Annotated in this window: 18 protein-coding genes; all 18 read left to right on the forward strand. The window is 54.5% G+C overall.

Annotation, left to right across the window (positions count from 1 at the left end; genetic code table 11):
* The first annotated feature begins 167 nt into the window (after positions 1 to 167).
* The 18 genes from fdhF to TON_RS08070 are packed head-to-tail and all read left to right on the forward strand — an operon-like array spanning position 168 to position 16,986.
* Positions 168 to 2,303, forward strand: a complete 2,136-nt coding sequence (fdhF, locus tag TON_RS07985; protein ID WP_012572525.1) for a formate dehydrogenase subunit alpha — start codon at positions 168 to 170, stop codon at positions 2,301 to 2,303.
* A gap of 5 nt (positions 2,304 to 2,308) precedes the next feature.
* Complete coding sequence (locus tag TON_RS07990) at positions 2,309 to 2,809, forward strand: 4Fe-4S dicluster domain-containing protein (RefSeq protein ID WP_012572526.1); 501 nt, start codon at positions 2,309 to 2,311, stop codon at positions 2,807 to 2,809.
* Positions 2,810 to 2,813: 4 nt separating this feature from the next.
* Entirely contained in the window at positions 2,814 to 4,256 is a 1,443-nt protein-coding gene (locus TON_RS07995; RefSeq protein ID WP_012572527.1) for a hydrogenase 4 subunit D, read from the forward strand.
* A 3-nt stretch (positions 4,257 to 4,259) separates the two neighbouring features.
* On the forward strand, positions 4,260 to 5,474 hold the full coding sequence (locus TON_RS08000; protein WP_012572528.1) for a complex I subunit 5 family protein: 1,215 nt from the start codon (positions 4,260 to 4,262) through the stop codon (positions 5,472 to 5,474).
* A 2-nt stretch (positions 5,475 to 5,476) separates the two neighbouring features.
* On the forward strand, positions 5,477 to 7,549 hold the full coding sequence (locus TON_RS08005; protein ID WP_012572529.1) for a proton-conducting transporter transmembrane domain-containing protein: 2,073 nt from the start codon (positions 5,477 to 5,479) through the stop codon (positions 7,547 to 7,549).
* 10 nt (positions 7,550 to 7,559) lie between these two features.
* Entirely contained in the window at positions 7,560 to 8,483 is a 924-nt protein-coding gene (locus TON_RS08010; protein ID WP_012572530.1) for a respiratory chain complex I subunit 1 family protein, read from the forward strand.
* A gap of 10 nt (positions 8,484 to 8,493) precedes the next feature.
* Positions 8,494 to 10,248 (forward strand): hydrogenase large subunit, encoded by a 1,755-nt coding sequence (locus TON_RS08015; RefSeq protein ID WP_012572531.1) that lies wholly within the window; start codon positions 8,494 to 8,496, stop codon positions 10,246 to 10,248.
* A gap of 1 nt (position 10,249) precedes the next feature.
* Complete coding sequence (locus TON_RS08020; protein WP_012572532.1) at positions 10,250 to 10,747, forward strand: 4Fe-4S dicluster domain-containing protein; 498 nt, start codon at positions 10,250 to 10,252, stop codon at positions 10,745 to 10,747.
* Entirely contained in the window at positions 10,744 to 11,565 is an 822-nt protein-coding gene (locus TON_RS08025; RefSeq protein ID WP_012572533.1) for an NADH-quinone oxidoreductase subunit B family protein, read from the forward strand. The genes TON_RS08020 and TON_RS08025 overlap by 4 nt, the downstream gene beginning before the upstream one ends.
* Positions 11,525 to 11,806 (forward strand): hypothetical protein, encoded by a 282-nt coding sequence (locus TON_RS08030; protein ID WP_012572534.1) that lies wholly within the window; start codon positions 11,525 to 11,527, stop codon positions 11,804 to 11,806. The genes TON_RS08025 and TON_RS08030 overlap by 41 nt, the downstream gene beginning before the upstream one ends.
* 5 nt (positions 11,807 to 11,811) lie before the next feature.
* Positions 11,812 to 12,840: a formate/nitrite transporter family protein gene (locus tag TON_RS08035; protein ID WP_012572535.1), complete on the forward strand. Its 1,029-nt coding sequence runs from the start codon at positions 11,812 to 11,814 to the stop codon at positions 12,838 to 12,840.
* 42 nt (positions 12,841 to 12,882) lie between these two features.
* Complete coding sequence (locus TON_RS08040) at positions 12,883 to 13,164, forward strand: monovalent cation/H+ antiporter complex subunit F (protein WP_012572536.1); 282 nt, start codon at positions 12,883 to 12,885, stop codon at positions 13,162 to 13,164.
* Positions 13,161 to 13,520 carry a monovalent cation/H(+) antiporter subunit G gene (gene mnhG, locus TON_RS08045; RefSeq protein ID WP_012572537.1) on the forward strand — a complete coding sequence of 120 codons (360 nt, stop codon included), beginning with the start codon at positions 13,161 to 13,163 and terminating at the stop codon, positions 13,518 to 13,520. Before TON_RS08040 ends, mnhG begins: the two co-directional genes overlap by 4 nt.
* The gene (locus tag TON_RS08050; protein ID WP_012572538.1) at positions 13,513 to 13,767 is read left to right on the forward strand and encodes a hydrogenase subunit MbhD domain-containing protein; all 255 of its coding nucleotides are present in this window, start codon (positions 13,513 to 13,515) and stop codon (positions 13,765 to 13,767) included. Before mnhG ends, TON_RS08050 begins: the two co-directional genes overlap by 8 nt.
* Positions 13,768 to 14,523 carry an MnhB domain-containing protein gene (locus TON_RS08055; protein ID WP_012572539.1) on the forward strand — a complete coding sequence of 252 codons (756 nt, stop codon included), beginning with the start codon at positions 13,768 to 13,770 and terminating at the stop codon, positions 14,521 to 14,523.
* Entirely contained in the window at positions 14,520 to 14,924 is a 405-nt protein-coding gene (locus tag TON_RS08060) for a Na+/H+ antiporter subunit C (protein WP_012572540.1), read from the forward strand. Before TON_RS08055 ends, TON_RS08060 begins: the two co-directional genes overlap by 4 nt.
* Positions 14,921 to 15,406 (forward strand): Na+/H+ antiporter subunit E, encoded by a 486-nt coding sequence (locus TON_RS08065; RefSeq protein ID WP_012572541.1) that lies wholly within the window; start codon positions 14,921 to 14,923, stop codon positions 15,404 to 15,406. Before TON_RS08060 ends, TON_RS08065 begins: the two co-directional genes overlap by 4 nt.
* Positions 15,407 to 15,417: 11 nt before the next feature.
* Complete coding sequence (locus TON_RS08070; RefSeq protein WP_012572542.1) at positions 15,418 to 16,986, forward strand: proton-conducting transporter transmembrane domain-containing protein; 1,569 nt, start codon at positions 15,418 to 15,420, stop codon at positions 16,984 to 16,986.
* Positions 16,987 to 17,012: the final 26 nt, after the last annotated feature.

The raw sequence follows: 17,012 nt of genomic DNA on the forward strand, positions 1-17,012 counted from the left end.
TTTATTTCGCTGTTTCTCAATGGACATAACCTTTTGTTAAAAACCAAGCTATTTAAAAAGTGTTTTAAGCCAAATAGAGAACTATTATTGAAAATCAAATAGCGTACAGTACACCATATAGAGTACATTGGCGACCAAAAATGTCCCCCAATGTGGAGGTGTGGAGAATGAGTGAAAGGCTCGTCCCCGTGGTCTGCCCCTACTGTGGTGTAGGGTGCAGGCTATACATCAGGAGTGTTGATGGCTATCCCGTAGGCATAGAATACGCCAAGGACATCCCCAACATCTCAAACGAACTCGGAAAGCTCTGCCCTAAAGGCAACGCCGTCGTTGAGTACCTCCTCGCAAAGGACAGGCTCAAGAGACCCCTCAAGGCCAAGGAACAGGGCAAGTTCGTTGAGATAAGCTGGAGCGAGGCAATAAAGGAGGTTGCCGAGAGGCTCAAGGCTTATGCCAAGGACGACCCGAACCAGCTCATGTTCTTCGGCTCTGCGAGAACATTCAACGAGCCCAACTACCTCGTCCAGAAGCTGGCCAGGATGCTCGGCACCAACAACGTTGATCACTGTGCAAGGCTCTGTCATGCACCGACCGTCACGGGTCTCAAGGCTGTTTTCGGTGCCGGCGCAATGACCAACACCTACAAGGACATTGAAGAGGCAAACGTCATCTTCATTATCGGCCACAACTACGCTGAGACCCACCCGGTTGGCTTCCGCTACGTCCTTAAGGCCAAGGAGAGGGGCGCTAAGGTCATAGTCGCTGACCCGAGGTTCACCAGGACGGCCTGGTTCGCCGACATATTCCTACAGCACTACCCGGGAAGCGACATTGCGCTGATAAACGGTCTCATCCACGTCATCATCAAGGAGCGGCTCTACGACGAGAAGTTCGTGAGGGAGAGATGCGTTGGCTTCGATGAAGTTGTGGCAGCCGTCGAGAAGTTCACACCCGAGTTCGTCGAGAAGGTAACCGGTGTCCCGGCGGAACTCATCATTGAAGCTGCAAGAACCTTCGCGACCGCAGGAAAGGGTGTCATAACCTGGGCCATGGGTCTAACCCAGCACACCCACGGAACTGAAAACGTCAAGCTCCTTGGAACGCTCGCGGCCATTTGCGGTTATCAGGGCAAAGAAGGTGCCGGCTGTTCCCCAATGCGCGGTCAGAACAACGTTCAGGGAGCATGTGACATGGCAGCCCTGCCGAACGTCTTCCCAGGCTATCAGGCCGTCACTGATCCTGAAAAGAGGAAGTTCTTTGAGGAGTTCTGGGGTGTTGAGCTGAGCGGCGAAGTTGGACTGACAACTGTGGAGGCTGCCTACGCGGCCGACAAGGGCAAGGTAAAGGCCTACTATGTCATGGGTGAGAACCCAGTCATAAGCGAGGCCAACGCCAACCACGTGATGCACACCCTCGAGAAGCTCGAGTTCATGGTCGTCCAGGATATCGTCCCGACCCCAACTATGGAGTATGCAGATATAGTTCTGCCGGCCGCGGCCATGCTCGAGAACGAGGGTTCTCTGACCAATACAGAGAGGCGCGTGCAGTGGAGCTTCCAGGCGGTAAAACCACCCGGAGAAGCAAGGCCCGACTGGTGGATTCTTAGCGAGGTCGGTAAGGCCATCGGTTTTGACAAGACCGGATCCGGTGGATTCGTCTACAATGATGCAGCCGACGTTCTCAGGGAAATCAACGCCTGTACTCCGCAGTATCGCGGTATAACTCCAGAGAGGCTCAAGGAGAACCTTGCAGGACTCCACTGGCCGTGCCCAAGCGAGGACCATCCAGGAACGAGGGTCCTCTACAAGGAGAAGTTCCTCACTCCCAGCGGAAAGGCCAACCTCGCGGCCGTTCCGGAGTACAAGGGACCAGTCGAAATGCCGGACGAAGAGTATCCGTTCCTCCTTACGACCCACAGATACGTCGGAATGTACCACACCGCAACCATGACCATGAGGAGCTGCGCACTCAAGAAGCGCTGGCCAGAACCCCTCGCCGAGATACACCCGGATGACGCAGTGAAGCTCGGAATAAAGAGTGGAGACTGGGTTAAGGTCGTCACAAGGAGAGGAGCATATCCGATTAAGGCAAAGGTCACCCGGGCTGTCAAGAAGGGCGTAATAGCTGTCCCGTGGCACTGGGGAGCAAACGTCCTCACCAACGATGCCCTCGACCCGGTAGCAAAGATACCGGAAACCAAAGCCTGTGCCTGTAATGTCGCCAAGATCACAGAAGAAGAGGCCAGGAAGCTCATGGAGAAACTCCCACCACTCATACCCAAGATTGAGGTCGTTAGGGGGTGAATTAAATGGCTAGAAAGACCGTCTTTATTGACTTTTCAAAGTGCATCGAGTGCCGCGCCTGTGAGGTAGCTTGCGAGCGCGAACACAGTGGAATGTCATTCATCAGCGTCTTTGAGTGGCAGGAAATGGCCGCTATGGCCCTCAACTGCCGCCACTGTGAGAAGGCTCCCTGTGTTGAGGTCTGTCCAACCAACGCCCTCTACCGCGACAAGGATGGAGCAGTCCTGCTCGCTCCACAGAAGTGTATCGGCTGTCTCATGTGCGGCATAGTCTGTCCCTTTGGAATACCCGAGCTCGATCTCATCAACAAGATAATGGGCAAATGTGACCTCTGCGCCCACAGGAGAGCCGAAGGAAAGCTTCCAGCCTGTGTTGAGACCTGTCCAACAGATGCTCTCATCTACGGCGACTTCAACGAGATAGTCAAGAAGAGAAGGGAGAAGTTTACGGAGAAAACCATAGAACTCGCCAAAACTGCAGAGCGCATCCCGCTGACGGGGGTGTGATAGCATGGAAGAGCTTTTTATTCTTTCCTTTTCAATTCCGCTGGTTGGAGGCCTTTTACTGTTCAAACTCGACGGTAAAAGAGCGGATTACTTCATGCTCATCACTGTCATCCTTGCCACAATACTCAATCTCGCGGGAGTTTATGAGTTCTATTCCTCTGGGATGCCTACTATACACAAAACTCTCGTGAGCTCCACAACCCTCGGTGAGGTCTACGGTCTCTTGATAGACCCAATGAGTGTGTGCGTTGGCCTGGTTGTGATAACAGCCGGACTGCTTTTTATGATCTATGCAAAAGACTATATGAGCCCGGAGAACAAAGAGCACCCAGTCTATGAGGATAAGGGTAGGTTTTACGCTTGGATGGTGCTCTTTATCGGAGCAACACTCGCATTCATTTACTCCTCGTCGGTTCTCCAGCTGCTGATATTCTTCGAAATTATGAGCCTCGCCTGTTGGGGTGTAGCAGGCTATTATGGAAGTAAAAAGGCCAAAAGGGCAGCATATAAAGCGTTGCTTGTTACCAACTTTGGAGCGGTGATAGGTCTATACACCGCGGTAGGTATAGGAATCACACACCTTCACGACCTGAGCATATTTGCATATTCTGGCCTCAATGACAGCCTTAAACTCGTCGTTTTTATCGGGGTCATGATAGCTGCTTTTACCAAGAGTGCCCAGTTTCCGCTTTATTCATGGCTCCCAGATGCAATGGTCGCCCCAACACCTGCTTCAGCCTTCCTCCACGGTGCAGCGATGGTTGAGATGGGTGTCTACCTGCTGGCCAGATTCATCCAGTTCATGAATCCCATACCCAAAGAAGGATTTTACGTCATGGCAGCCCTCATCATCGCCACTCAGATAATCTGCATCCTGATGTATCCTCTCCAGAAGAGCGCGAAGAGGCTGCTCGCCTACTCAACAATAGCAGAGTCTGGACTGATGTACGTGGCCCTTGCGACGGCAGTCCTCGGGTTGCAGGGGGGACTTCAGGCTTCAATGTTCCAGCTATTCAACCATGCCTACATCAAAGGTCTCGCTTTCCTGACGGCTGGAACGTTCAGCTACGCCCTGGGAACCCTTGAGATGGACAGGATAAAGGGCCTCATTAAATCCCCTGTGGTCGGCTACAGCTGGACCTTTGCCCTGCTTGGTTTAGCTGGCGTTCCACCATTCGGCGTGTTCTTCGGAAAGCTGGGAATACTCAGCAATGCCAAGGCAATGGAAGAGAGCGTCCTCATCATTGCCATGTTTGTTTTACTTCTCCTCGACTCAGCAGTGTTCCTCATGGTGTCTCTGAAGAGGATACACGGCATGGTCTTCAGCGAGGGCGGAGAAGAAGTCGAGATTACACCACTGATGAAGGCTGTGATGGTTATCCTGCTCGTCCTGGCCATGCTGGCCCCGTACATAGCGTATCCACTGATCGTCAAAGTGGGGTGGTGAAAAATGTTCGACGTAACGCTCACTCTTTCACTCGATAGAACTGCAGTGTTCTTCGTACTCAACGTCGCGATACTCGGCATAGCGGCGCTAGTTGCATCGTTCAGATACATGAGGATATACGAGTTCAAACCAAAGATACCCTACTACCCAACGCTCGCCATCTTCATAGTCTCGATGCTTCTCATCCCAATGGTCCAGGACTGGCTCAGTTTCCTCTTCCTCTGGGAGATAATGACTCTCGCCTCATACTTCCTGATAATCTACGACTGGCCGGAGGAGAGCGTCAAGAAGGCCGGCTGGAAGTACTTCGTGACCATGCACCTCTTCGACACATCTCCCCTCATGCTGGCAGTGACTATGTACTACGCCTTCCATGGAACGTTCAACTTTGGGGCCATAACGGAGTACAGCAATGCCATAGTCGCTCTCTTTCTCCTGGGATTTGCGGCCAAGGCCGGCCTCTTCCCGCTCCACTTCTGGTTACCGGACGCCCACCCGGCCGCACCGAGCCCGGTCTCAGCCTTGATGAGTGGTGCCATGGTCGAACTCGGCCTCTACGGAACCATCAGGGTTCTCAATGCTGTGGGATGGAGCGTCGCAACCTGGATAGTCTATCTCATCGGCGCTATGGCAGTGCTCAGCATGCTGGCTGCCATATTCAGCTACGCCCTCCAGGACGACGTCAAGAGGCTCTTCGCATGGTCCACCATCGACAACATGGGCTGGATGTATCTGCTCATCCTGGCAGGCCTCCTTGGCGTTTCAGGAGTGGAGAAGGGCGTTGACTACTACGTCGTGGCACATGGACTCGCGAAGGCGGCGGCGTTCATATCAACGGGTGCCCTCCTCTACGTTTTCGGTACGAGGAGCCTGAAGAAGGCAAAAGGTATGATGAACACTGACAGCCTCACCGCGGGACTCATGATGGCCTCAATATTCGCCCTCGAAGGTGTTCCGCCCTTCAACCTCTTCATGAACAAGCTCAATGTGATAAAGACTCTCCTGACGGTCAGCCCGGCCCTGGCATACTTCACGGCCCTTGAGTGGGTGATAGCGTTCATACTGTTCCTCAGAGTGGTTCACGCCTACATCCTCAGCGAAGGTGAACCAGAGGCCAAGAGAAAGCTTGCTGGAAGCATAGCCCTCTCCGTGATAGTCCTGCTCATCCTCTCCATGGTAAGCCAGTTCGTCTGCGACTACATATGGGTGAGGTGGTGAAGATGGAGGGACTCTTTACGCTCGCCGTCATCCTGTATTTCCTCTCCATACCCGCAGCGTTAGCCCTCAAAAGGAGCTTCAAGGCTTCAATCAGCATTGGCCACATACTCACGGCTCTAGCCTCCATAGCTCTGTTAGCATTTACCTTTGTGTCAATACCAGATATCCTCAGCGGGAAGGCCATAGAATTCACATATGACTTAGGAGTGGCCCAGATTCCGTTCCAGATTGATGGGCTCTCGCTGATAATGTGCTTCATCTTCGGCGCCCTCGGACTTGCAGCGTCAATATATTCCCCGAGATACATGGCAATCTACGAGAAGTCAGGCAGAGGCTGGATGTACATAACCATATATTCAGTGTTTATGCTCTCCATGATACTCATAGTAACAATAGCCAACATGTTCTGGTTCATTTTCCTCTGGGAGGTCATGACGTTTACATCGTACCTCCTGACGATCTGGGAAAGCGACAAAGAGGATGTCAGAAAAGCCGGCTGGAAGTACTTCGTGACCATGCACATAGTGAGCACACTGCCACTGATAATCGCCCTCGCCCTGCTGTATGCAGACGTTAGCTCAATCGAGGGACTTAACTTTGAGAGTCTAGCGGCCTTAAAACTAAGCCCAGTATTCTACGCCCTCTTCCTGATAGGCTTTGGAAGCAAGTCAGGCGTTGTCCCGCTGCACTTCTGGGCCCCGGAGGCCTATACGGTCGCCCCGAGCAACGTCTCCGCTCTAATGGCTGGAGCACTGGAGAAGGTCGCGGTCTATGCCCTGATAAGGACTACATGCTTTATCATGAAGCCAAACGAGACTTTCGGATATGCAGTTGCCCTGCTTGGAACAGTAACCCTGACAGTTGGAACCCTCTACGCGTTGAAGCAGACCGATGCCAAGAGACTTTTGGCCTACCACAGTATCGGCCAGATAGGCTACATCTGGCTCGGCATGGGCGTTGGGATAGTTTTCATAGCCAGGGGAGATATGTACTCAGCCTTCGGAGCCATAGCCCTAGCATCAAGTCTGTACCACCTCGTTAACCACACGTTCTTCAAGGGACTGCTCTTCCTGTCGACGGGCTCAATATTCTACAGAACCCGCAGCAGGGATCTCAACCAGCTGAGAGGTCTGGCTAAACTGATGCCCTTTACGGCGCTCTTCACATTCATAGCCGCAATGTCAATAGCTGGAACTCCTCCGTTCAACGGCTTTATGAGCAAGTGGATGATTTATCAGTCAACGTTCCTCTCGGGCAACGGCCTGATAGTGTTCTTTGGAGTGATGGCCCTCTTCATAAGCGCAGCAACGCTGGCTTCATTCATCAAGTTCTACACAACCGCATTTGGAGGAGAACCTACTGAGTTTACGAAGGATGCTGAGGAAGTTCCATCCCCTATGCTCATCGCCAAGGGCTTCCTGGCTTCACTCTGCATCCTCCTTGGACTGGTTCCAAGCCTCATCCTGCCGATACTGCTTTCGCCAGGGGCAGCCCTAGCCGGTATAGATGTCTCAGGACTGATGGACACAAACTACTGGCTTGTCACGATTAAAGCTCCGCTTATGCCGACAGGGGCAGAGAGCTACTTCAAACCGCTACTCTTTGCGACACTCTTCGGCGTGATCTTCCTCGGCATGTACCTGCTCTTCCCAATCTCAAAGAAAACCTACAGACCCTGGACCCTCGGTGAGCCCGTGGCGATGGAGCACTACAAGTTCAAGGCGATAAACTACTACGAACCCTTCGAGGAGTACATCCACCCGCTCTACCACACCGGCCACGTTCTCAGCGAGTTCGGATCTGCCCTGATTGGCGCAGTCGCCAATGCGTACGTCTCAACAACAAGGGCTCTCCACAGAGTATGCGATTCTATAAGCAAGAGTGTGGCCGGGATCGGAAAAGAGTACGAGAAGAAGTGCCCCGAAGTCTACCTTGACGAATACTTCCTTGCCCCACTGGTCAAGATAGTGAGGGTCTCAGGAGTGCTTCTAGATGAGGGATTCATGAGGCCAAATGCAGCGTTCACAATAGCCCTGGTAACTCTGGCGGTTATACTTGCCCTGATGGTGCTGTGAGGTGGTGAAGATGACGCTCGAAAAAATTGCATTCGCGGCCCTTTCACTGATGATAATCATCCTCCTTCCGCCCCTCCTCGACGGAATAAGCAGAAAGATCAAGGCTACCGTCCAAGAGAGGCAGGGGCCCCCCGTCTTCCAGACCTACTATGACCTCTCAAGCCTGCTCTCAATGGAGCCGATCCTTCCAACGGACAGACTGGGCTTCCTCATAGCTCCCTATGTGGCCTTTGCTTCAGCAGTCTCAGCCGCCCTGCTCCTCCCCTTCGGGAACTTCGTCCCAGTGGCCTTCACAGGGGACATCTTCGTCTTCCTCTACGTGCTGGCGATATTCTCGATATCGATGATGATGGCAGGCTTCCTCGTGAACAACACCTACTCAAACGCGGGTGCCAACAGGGAGATGATGCTCATCCTCAGCGTGGAGCCGATACTGGGAATAGCGATAGGCATACTCGCGCTTAAGACCCACTCGCTCAGCGTGAGCGGAATTCCACTCAACCTCAGCCTCACACCCTCCGTTGTCCTCGCTTTCATCTTCCTCGCCTACGCCGTCTATACTGAGTGCGCCTTCATACCCTTCGACATAGCCGAGGCCGAAACGGAGATACTTGAGGGTCCACTCGTCGAGTACAGCGGGAAGCTGCTTGGAATCTTCAAGTGGGCCATGCTGATAAAGCGCGTAGCCCTGATATGGCTGTTCGCGAGCTTCATAGTCATTCCAGTCATGAAGGGGTTCGTCGACATCACGACGCCCTACGGTGGTGCAGTAACGCTCGCGGCACAGCTGGTACTCCTGGTGGTCTTCTACGTCATGTCGGCCATCATAGAGTCAACGACGGCCCGTATGAAGGTAATCCAGGCCATCAGGCAGAACACGGTGATATTCCTTGCGGGAATAGTCGCGCTGGTGATAGCTTCCCTGGGATGGTGAGGTGGTGCTCATGTCTGAAGTTATCAAGTTTAACGAGGCTCTGAAAAAGAAGCGCGTACACAGGGGAGATGAAAAAGCCAAAGTAACGCGGGAGTACTTGGATGAGATTATCGAGAAGTTCGGGGAGAAGATAAGGGACGTCAAGCAGGCCGCTTACAACCAGTGGATTATAACCGTCGAGAGGGAAGACCTTCCGGAGATAGTCCTCTACTTCCTCAACCACCCGGAGTGGAAGGAGACCCAGCTCTCATCGATGGTGGCCACCGACGAGAGGCCCCTAAACGGCAAGTTCAGCATCACCTACTGGCTCAGCGTTAACGGAAAGGCGGGTGACTTCTATCTCGGCGTCAGGGCTTACCTGCCGGAGGACGACCCGAGGTTCACCTCGATAGCGGCCAAGCACAGGGGCGCGAACTGGTACGAGAGGGAAGCCATGGAGATGCTCGGCCTCACTGCCGAAGGCCACCCCGACCCGAGGCGGCTCGTCCTTCCGGACGACTGGCCGTCCTGCGTCTACCCGCTCAGGAAGGACTTCCACTACTCGAACAGCCCGCCGGGGGAGAAGTTCTACCCCTACAAGGAACCGAAGAAGGACGAGATAGTCGTCCCCTACGGACCGTATCATGTGGCCCTTGAAGAGGCAGCACACTTCAGGCTCTATGTTAAGGGAGAAACCATAACAGACGTTGACTATCGCGGCTTCTACGCCCACAGGGGCATAGAGAAGATATCCGAGGGAAGGCTAACCTACGACCAGGTCTGCTTCATAGCGGAGAGAATATGTGGAATCTGCGGCTGCACACACTCCACAGCCTACTGCCAGGCGGTTGAGAACGCCGGAGGTATAGAGGTTCCCGAGAGAGCCGAGTACATCAGGACGATAGTCCTCGAGATAGAGAGACTCCACAGCCACCTGCTCAACTTTGGAATAGTCTCCCACCTCGTTGGCTACGACTACGGCTTCATGAAAGCCTGGAGGATAAGGGAGCACGTGATGTGGCTCGCGGAAAGGCTAACGGGCAACAGAAAGACCTACGGAATGCTCCTTGTCGGCGGCGTTAGGAGAGACCTTCTGGAGTACAGAAAATCCCTGATAGAAGACGTCCTCAAGAAGATAAAGACCGAGTTCAGTGAGCTCGTCGATGAGGCAATCTCAACGAGCACCTTCGTGAAGCGCCTTGAAGGCGTTGGGGTTCTGCCCTACAAGGTCGCCAAGGAGTGGGACGTTGATGGACCCCTTGGCAGGGGCTCCGGAAGGGACTTCGACGTGAGAAGGGACCACCCGTACGCGGCCTACAAGTACCTCGACTTCAAGGTCCCAGTCTACAAGGAGGGTGACGTTCTGGCAAGGGCCCTCGTCAGAATAGAGGAAGTTTTCGAGAGCATCTGGATAATAGAGCAGGCCCTCGACCAGATGCCCGGAGGAGACATTCTGGCGGAGTACAAGGAGATACCCCCGTACTCGGAAGCGATAGGCATGACTGAGGCACCGAGGGGCGAGAACATTCACTACGTCATGACCGGCGAGAACAACAAGGTCTACAGGTACAGGGCCAGGGCGGCAACCTACAACAACCTGCCGGCTGTTCCCGACATGATGCGCGGCTACACCATAGCCGACGCCCCGCTCATAGTGGCGAGCATAGACCCCTGCTACTCCTGTACGGAGAGAGTTCAGGTAGTCGACGTCGAAAGCGGGAAGGTTAGGGTTCTCAGCGAGACGGAGTTCAACAAGCTCTCCATAAAGGCCTCAAGGAGGGTCTGAGATGGCCGTGACGCTGAAGTACCCCTTCGTGAAGCTTGAAGCCCCTCCGGAGTACAGAGGAATTCCACAGATAGACGCGACCCTCTGCATAGGCTGCGGTGCCTGCGTTAACGCCTGTCCGCCAGATGCACTCCTCAGGATAGACGACTACAACAGAGGAGTTAGAGAAATTGTCCTCGATGTGGGAAGGTGCATCCGCTGTGCTCGCTGTGAGGAGGTCTGTCCCACCGGAGCGATCAAGCTCACGAACCTCTTCGAGGCCGCTTCGCCCGACAGGATGGACCACGTGGAGGTTGTTAGGCTCAGGCTCGTGAAATGCAAAAACTGCGGCAGGTACGCCGACTTCACTGAGAGGCAGGTGAGAAAGGCCCTCCAGATTCTCCCCGAGGAGATCATCGAAAGGGAAGCTCTGGAAGAGAAGGTCTGGATCTGCAGGGACTGCAGGAGGAAAGGGACAGTTGATGGAACCATAGAAGCCAGCAAGGAGGTGGTTCTATGAGCGGAAAGCCGAAGCTCCGCTCCATATGGGTCTTCCACCTCAACACCGGCTCGTGCAACGGCTGTGACATCGAGATAATCGACGTGCTCACACCGTTCTACGACGTCGAGCGCTTTGGAATCAAGCTAGTTGGCTCGCCGAGACACGCTCATGCACTCCTCGTCTCGGGTCCGCTCACGAGACAGGCCTACTACGGCGCCAAAGAGACCATAAAGGCGATGCCTCCGGAGCCAAGGGTAATAGTCGCCATCGGAACGTGCACCTGTAGCGGAGGGATATTCTACAACGGCTATCCAGTCTACAGAAGGCCCGAGAGCGGTAGGGAGGGAAGCGAGTATCCACGGAGGGGAGGTATAGCGGAGCTCATCGCTGACTTGAGGGACGAGGGCGAGAAGGTCGGTCCGGTCATCTACATCCCCGGCTGTCCACCGAGACCGGAGGAGATAATCTACGGCATAGCACAGCTCGTGGGACTCGTCGAGAAGAAGCTCAGCTATCAGGAGTACAGCGACGAGCTGGTTCCCTTCAAGCTCCCAGAGGGGCCGCTGGAGGAGCGCATCAGGCTGACCCTTATGGAGAGGCTCAGGCACCTCGTGGGATACCTCGACAGGGAAAAGATCCTCGAGGATTTCATGGGGCTCGTTAAAGAGGCCGAGAAGAGCGAGAATCCCAGGGAGGAGCTGGCCAGGCTCGTCAAGGACTACGCCGCCAAATGCGGGGACGTTAGACTGGGCTTCTGTATGATGCTTCTCGAAAGAGAGTACTGGAGGGTCAAAGATGCCCTGGATGCTGGTAAAGAGTTCGTATATTGGGTTTAAGACCTACCTCGCGGGTGCTCTCTCCCACACGGAGGGAGACTTCGAGGTGGAAGAAATAGTCGGGGAGATAAGCCCCAGAGCAGCCCACCTGCTTAGAAAATCCTTCGAACGGTCATACTTCACGCTCGCCGATGCTCCCCTGATTCCCTTCGAAGAACTGGATGAGGGGGATAGGCGGCTAATCTTGAAGGCCCTCAGGGGCCTTAGGGAGAATGAAAGGCTCAAAATAGAGAGGAGGTGAATTGGATGGCTGAAACAAAGGAAAAAATCCTGTATGGGGTAGATACAACCTTTGAGGCCGTAGCAAAGAAGGCCACACCAAAGTTCAAGACAACCCCAGGTAGGCTGCTCTTCGCCGGCTTCATGGCTGGTGCCTTTATCGCCTTTGGTTTCCTCCTGGCGGTGGTTGCAGCGGCTGGCTACAGCCCGAAGCTCTTCCCAGACACAGGCAACATATCCACCTTTAAGATACTCCTCGGTGCGGTCTTCCCGGTCGGCCTCATAGCGGTTATCTTAGCGGGAGCCGACCTCTGGACAGGAAACGTCCAGTTCCTCAGCTCGGCTAAGGCAAAGGGCTACGCCGACTTTAAGTGCGTCCTCTACAACTGGTTCGGAAGCTACGGTGGAAACTTCATAGGCTCGATATTCCTCGCGCTCCTGGCCGTTCCGCTGACCGGACTCTTCGGCCACGTTGGAGACCCGAACACCTTCGGCCAGGTCACGGTAGGCATAGCCACCGGCAAGGTCTCGAAGGACATACTGGCATTGTTCTTCCTCGGTATCGGCTGTAACTGGCTCGTCAACGTCGCAATATGGCAGTCGGCCAGGGTTCAGGACGGTGCCGGCAAGATACTCGCCATATGGTTCCCGATCTTCGCCTTCGTTGCCATAGGCTTCGAGCACGCCATAGCCAACATGTGGGCCATTCCAGCGGGCATACTCCTCAGTGACTACGCCATAACCTGGACCCAGTTCTTCCACAACGTAATCCCAGTAACCTTCGGTAACGCCATTGGCGGTTTCCTCTTCGTGACCTTCTACTACTGGTACCTCAGCCACCCCGAGCTGACCACTGACCGCCTCATCAAAGAGATCATTGACTTCCTTATCGTTTTCATAGCCTTCTGGGCCGTCGCGGCGCTCATCCCAGCGGGAATCGGCATAGCCCTCGATCAGGCCCTTGGCAAGGGTGCCATGTACCTCGTCCCGCTGGTGCTCTCGGCCTACTACATCGTCGGTGCCTTCGTCCTCTACAAGAAGGCCAGGCCGGCCTGACTGCTCTTTCCTTTTTTCCATCCATCGTGAGAGGTGAGAAAAATGCTCGAAAGCACGTTCATGACGCTCATGAAGCTCATCATTCCCCTCTACATAGCCGCGTTCGTCATCTATGCCGTTAGGGCCTTTAAAGGGCCGAGTATTCCGGATGTTATCCTCGCAGTAGACTGTATGAGCTTTGATATCGCAGCCTTTATGGCCATCCTGGCAGTCTACTTCAAGTCCACCTTCCTCGTGAGTGCGGCCATAATACTCGCCCTCTGGGCGTACCTGCTGGACATCTACGTCGCAAAGTACCTGGCGAACGGGGAGGTGGGAGCATGAGCGAGATACTCTTCTACCTTGGAGCAGTCATGATAATCATCGGCGGCATCTGCGACCTCTTTGGAGCCATAGGCTTACTCCGCTTCCCCAACTTCTACGTCAGGCTACACGCTGCAACAGTTGGAACGATTGGTGGGGCGGTGGTTCCCCTCTTCGGTGTTGCCCTGCTTGCCCTCGGTGCGGACTTCCTACCCCATAGGTACGCCATCGCTGGGGCCAGCTTCATCACGGGGATAATCGTCCTCCTCGCAGCGCCAGCGGGAGCTACTGCACTAGCCTACGCCGCCCATAAGGCCCGGCTCGTGGAGTGGAAGCCAAAGGTCGACCACCTGGCAGAGGTGAGGGGCGATGATTGAAATCCACCTGCTAATCTTAGCTACCGTCACAGTCCTCGGCATGGTCTTCTCCTACCTGGCCATCACAGAGAAGGACCTGCTCAAGGCGGTCGGATTTTCCGCCGTACAAGCCATAGCCTACGCCATAGCCTTCTACATCTTGATGGCGCCTGACATTGTCCTGGCATACGTTGCCATAGCAGTAGGAATCTACTCTGCCCTGCTCGTCTTCGTGATAAGCAAGACCGAAAGGTACGAGGTGGTGTGAATGAAGCGCTGGGTCACGCTCATCCTCCTGCTCACCGCGGTCATCACGCTGGCCTACGTCTTCCAAGTCCCCCAGCCAGAGGACGTCAAACCCCTCGGTGAGTTCTACCTTGAAAACAGCTATTTCGGGGATTACTCGGCCAAGAGCCCGGAGGTTATCACCTCAATCCTCTGGGACTACCGTGGCATTGACACGCTCTTCGAGACTGCAGTGTTCTTCCTCGCAATAATAGGCAGCCTGACCGTCTTCAGGCTCACCAAGGAGCAGGAGAAGGAGGTTAAAACGGAGCCAACGCAGGTGGAACCACTCCCCCTGCCGATTAGGACGGTTACAAAGGTTATCGTTGCGATGATCCTTGCGGTTTCGGCTTCGATAGCCCTGCACGGTCACTTAACGCCCGGTGGTGGCTTCCAGGGTGGTTCGGCTTTAGCAGTTGCCCCATTGCTGATAATCGCAGCTTACTCTAAGTATGCCCTCGAAAAGAATGGCTTGGACAAGACCAGGGCGTTAATCCTGCGTTCTATTGGACTCCTGGGAATAGCGTTAGTGGCGTTAGTTCCACTCCTCAGCGGGAGCTACATAATGCAGAACCAACCAGTATTTCCCGCAGAGATCAACGGCCAGCTCATTGGCGGCTCACTGATTTACTACAACTTCTTCGAATTCCTAGCAGTTGGAGCCGGCTTTACAGCAGTATTCCTCCTCCTGGCGATTCCAGAGGAGAAATTCAAGAAAATCCTGGGGGTGAGGAGATGATAGGCTTCCTCTGGAGCCTCGTGGTAATTTCACTCATGACGACACTGCTCATCGGCCTCTACGGAATTGCCAGAAGGCCCAACCTCGTCAAGAAGCTCATAGCACTGACTATCATCGGTGACACCGCGAACCTGCTCGTGGTCATGCTCGGCTACCGCCTGACCTATCCGACGGCTCCCCCGATCCTCCCGAGCCTTGAGAAGAGCGCACTAGGGAGCTTCCTGAGCGCCGCGGTTGACCCTCTCCCCCAGGCGCTGGTGATCACCGCCGTCGTCATTGGAATGGCTGTCAACGTGCTGATAGCCTTCGCAATCGTTCAGATTTACAGGCTCTATGGCACGCTCGACGCGAGGGAAATAGGTGTAAAACGCTCATCGCCGCTGGAGGGTGAGAAGATATGAGGGGTGTGATTCCCACCGCACTGCTCGCGTTCATTACCTACATCCTGTTCACTGGCTCCGCAACGCCCTACGATTTGGCAACTGGAGCCATCGTCGCAATCGCCGTAGGACTGCTAGCGGGCAAGTTCCTCGTGAAGAACGACGCTAAAGCGCTGAATCCGGCCAGGTGGCTCTGGCTTGGCGCTTACTTCCTCTGGTACATGCTGGTCGCCGAAGTCAAAAGCCACATTGACGTGATGCTCAGAATCATTACAGGAAACGTCAAGCCCGGAATAGTCAAAGTGCCTATCGACGTGAAGACCGAGTACGCCAAGACCCTCGTGGCGAACTCCATAACCAACACGCCCGGAACGGTCGTGGTGGACATGGACGAGAACTACATCTACGTGAACTGGATTGACACTAGCACGGAAGACCCAGAAGAAGCTAGAAGTGAGATCTCCGCCGACTTTGAGAAATACGCGAAGAAAATATTCGAGTGAGGTGATGAAAGATGGACATCGTGGGACTCACCCCCGTGATACCAATACTCTTCGCCTTTGCTCTCCCTCTCACGTCAATAATAGTCAGGGGCAACAGGAAGATAATCCAAGCATATGCTCTAATAGGCACGGGCTTGACTCTACTCGCCTCCTACGAGCTTTTCAGACAGGTTTATAACTCCAGCAAGCCCTTAATCTATACCTTCGGCGGTTGGACTGCCCCGGTTGGAATAATCTACGAAGTCGACAGGATGAGCGCTCTCTTCGCCCTAGTTACTGCCGCGCTGATGTTCCTGATTGCGATTTACAGCTACCGCTACCTGGAGCACGAGGAGGGCTTGGAGTGGTACTATACCCTCTACCTCGGCCTTGAGGCAGGTTTACTCGGCGTTCTCCTCACAGGCGACGCCTTCAACCTCTTCGTCATGATAGAAGTCACCAGCATCGCAGCATACGCCCTCGTCATGTTCTACAGGGACAGGGGCGATTCAATCTGCGCCGGCCTGAAGTACGCCTTTATCGGCGCTCTCGGAACGACCATGTACTTCCTCGCGCTTGGGACACTCTACGGGGCGTTTGGAACATTGAACATGGCCAACTTGAGCGCATTAATCCACGGATTGAGCTTCCCGATAGCGGGCACCACTTACGGCAATATCGCGATAGCTTCAGGCGTTGCCCTGGCCTTGGCCACCTGGGCGTTCCTCATAAAGGCCGCAATAGTCCCGAACCACTTCTGGCTCCCAGAAGCACACCCAGCAGCACCAAGCCCAATCTCAGCCATACTCTCAGGACTAGTCGTCAACGTCGGTGTCTACTCACTCATCAGATTCCTCTACACCGTCTACGGCGGCGAAGTCAGCGGTTCGCTCGGTGGGGTTATCCACGCCCTCAGCGTTATCCTGATAGTCCTGGGTGCGGTTTCGGCACTTTTCGGTGCACTCATGATGAACGCCCAGCGCGACGTCAAGAAGCTCATCGCCTACTCCACGATAATGCACATGGGCTATCTGGCGATGGCGGTTGGCGTTGGAACCCAGCTGGCACTTCAGGCAGCGGCTTTCCACATCATTAACCACGCAATCGCCAAGGCCCTCCTCTTCCTCGCGGCGGGTGCCTTTATCCACGCGGTCGGCTCAAGGGACATCTCAGACCTGGCAGGCCTCGGCAGGCAGATGCCCGTTGCCACCTTCGGCCTGGCCATAGCAACCCTCAGCCTCGTCGGAATCCCACCATTCAACGTCTTCTTCAGCAAGTTACTGCTCTTCAACGCCTTCATGGAGGAGAGCCCTGCCCTGGCCCTGGTCCTCGTGCTGAGCTCTGTGATTGCACTGGTGGCTTACGTTAGAGTGTTCCAGGAGATCTGGCTCGGCAAGCCCAGGGAGAATACTACCATCAGGGAGCATGGCAGCATGAGCGGGGTTCTGCTGATACTGGCAGTCATCTGCCTGCTGCTTGGACTCTTCGCACCATACATCATCGAACACTACATTAACCCCGCTGTAAGCCAGGCCATGGACTACAGGCTCTACATCCAGACGGCACTGGAATACGCGGCAAAGCTGAAGATGGGCCTTTAATCCTTTTTATATTCTTCAGGCACACT

The sequence above is a fragment of the Thermococcus onnurineus NA1 genome (genome assembly GCF_000018365.1).
GTDB classification, from domain to species: Archaea; Methanobacteriota_B; Thermococci; order Thermococcales; family Thermococcaceae; genus Thermococcus; species Thermococcus onnurineus.

What these genes read in the sequence shown, in the direction of transcription:
- fdhF (WP_012572525.1), top strand. Translation starts at nt 168, where the DNA reads ATGAGTGAAAGGCTCGTCCCCGTGGTCTGCCCCTACTGTGGTGTAGGG.
- TON_RS07990 (WP_012572526.1), top strand. Translation starts at nt 2,309, where the DNA reads ATGGCTAGAAAGACCGTCTTTATTGACTTTTCAAAGTGCATCGAGTGC.
- TON_RS07995 (WP_012572527.1), top strand. Translation starts at nt 2,814, where the DNA reads ATGGAAGAGCTTTTTATTCTTTCCTTTTCAATTCCGCTGGTTGGAGGC.
- TON_RS08000 (WP_012572528.1), top strand. Translation starts at nt 4,260, where the DNA reads ATGTTCGACGTAACGCTCACTCTTTCACTCGATAGAACTGCAGTGTTC.
- TON_RS08005 (WP_012572529.1), top strand. Translation starts at nt 5,477, where the DNA reads ATGGAGGGACTCTTTACGCTCGCCGTCATCCTGTATTTCCTCTCCATA.
- TON_RS08010 (WP_012572530.1), top strand. Translation starts at nt 7,560, where the DNA reads ATGACGCTCGAAAAAATTGCATTCGCGGCCCTTTCACTGATGATAATC.
- TON_RS08015 (WP_012572531.1), top strand. Translation starts at nt 8,494, where the DNA reads ATGTCTGAAGTTATCAAGTTTAACGAGGCTCTGAAAAAGAAGCGCGTA.
- TON_RS08020 (WP_012572532.1), top strand. Translation starts at nt 10,250, where the DNA reads ATGGCCGTGACGCTGAAGTACCCCTTCGTGAAGCTTGAAGCCCCTCCG.
- TON_RS08025 (WP_012572533.1), top strand. Translation starts at nt 10,744, where the DNA reads ATGAGCGGAAAGCCGAAGCTCCGCTCCATATGGGTCTTCCACCTCAAC.
- TON_RS08030 (WP_012572534.1), top strand. Translation starts at nt 11,525, where the DNA reads ATGCCCTGGATGCTGGTAAAGAGTTCGTATATTGGGTTTAAGACCTAC.
- TON_RS08035 (WP_012572535.1), top strand. Translation starts at nt 11,812, where the DNA reads ATGGCTGAAACAAAGGAAAAAATCCTGTATGGGGTAGATACAACCTTT.
- TON_RS08040 (WP_012572536.1), top strand. Translation starts at nt 12,883, where the DNA reads ATGCTCGAAAGCACGTTCATGACGCTCATGAAGCTCATCATTCCCCTC.
- mnhG (WP_012572537.1), top strand. Translation starts at nt 13,161, where the DNA reads ATGAGCGAGATACTCTTCTACCTTGGAGCAGTCATGATAATCATCGGC.
- TON_RS08050 (WP_012572538.1), top strand. Translation starts at nt 13,513, where the DNA reads ATGATTGAAATCCACCTGCTAATCTTAGCTACCGTCACAGTCCTCGGC.
- TON_RS08055 (WP_012572539.1), top strand. Translation starts at nt 13,768, where the DNA reads ATGAAGCGCTGGGTCACGCTCATCCTCCTGCTCACCGCGGTCATCACG.
- TON_RS08060 (WP_012572540.1), top strand. Translation starts at nt 14,520, where the DNA reads ATGATAGGCTTCCTCTGGAGCCTCGTGGTAATTTCACTCATGACGACA.
- TON_RS08065 (WP_012572541.1), top strand. Translation starts at nt 14,921, where the DNA reads ATGAGGGGTGTGATTCCCACCGCACTGCTCGCGTTCATTACCTACATC.
- TON_RS08070 (WP_012572542.1), top strand. Translation starts at nt 15,418, where the DNA reads ATGGACATCGTGGGACTCACCCCCGTGATACCAATACTCTTCGCCTTT.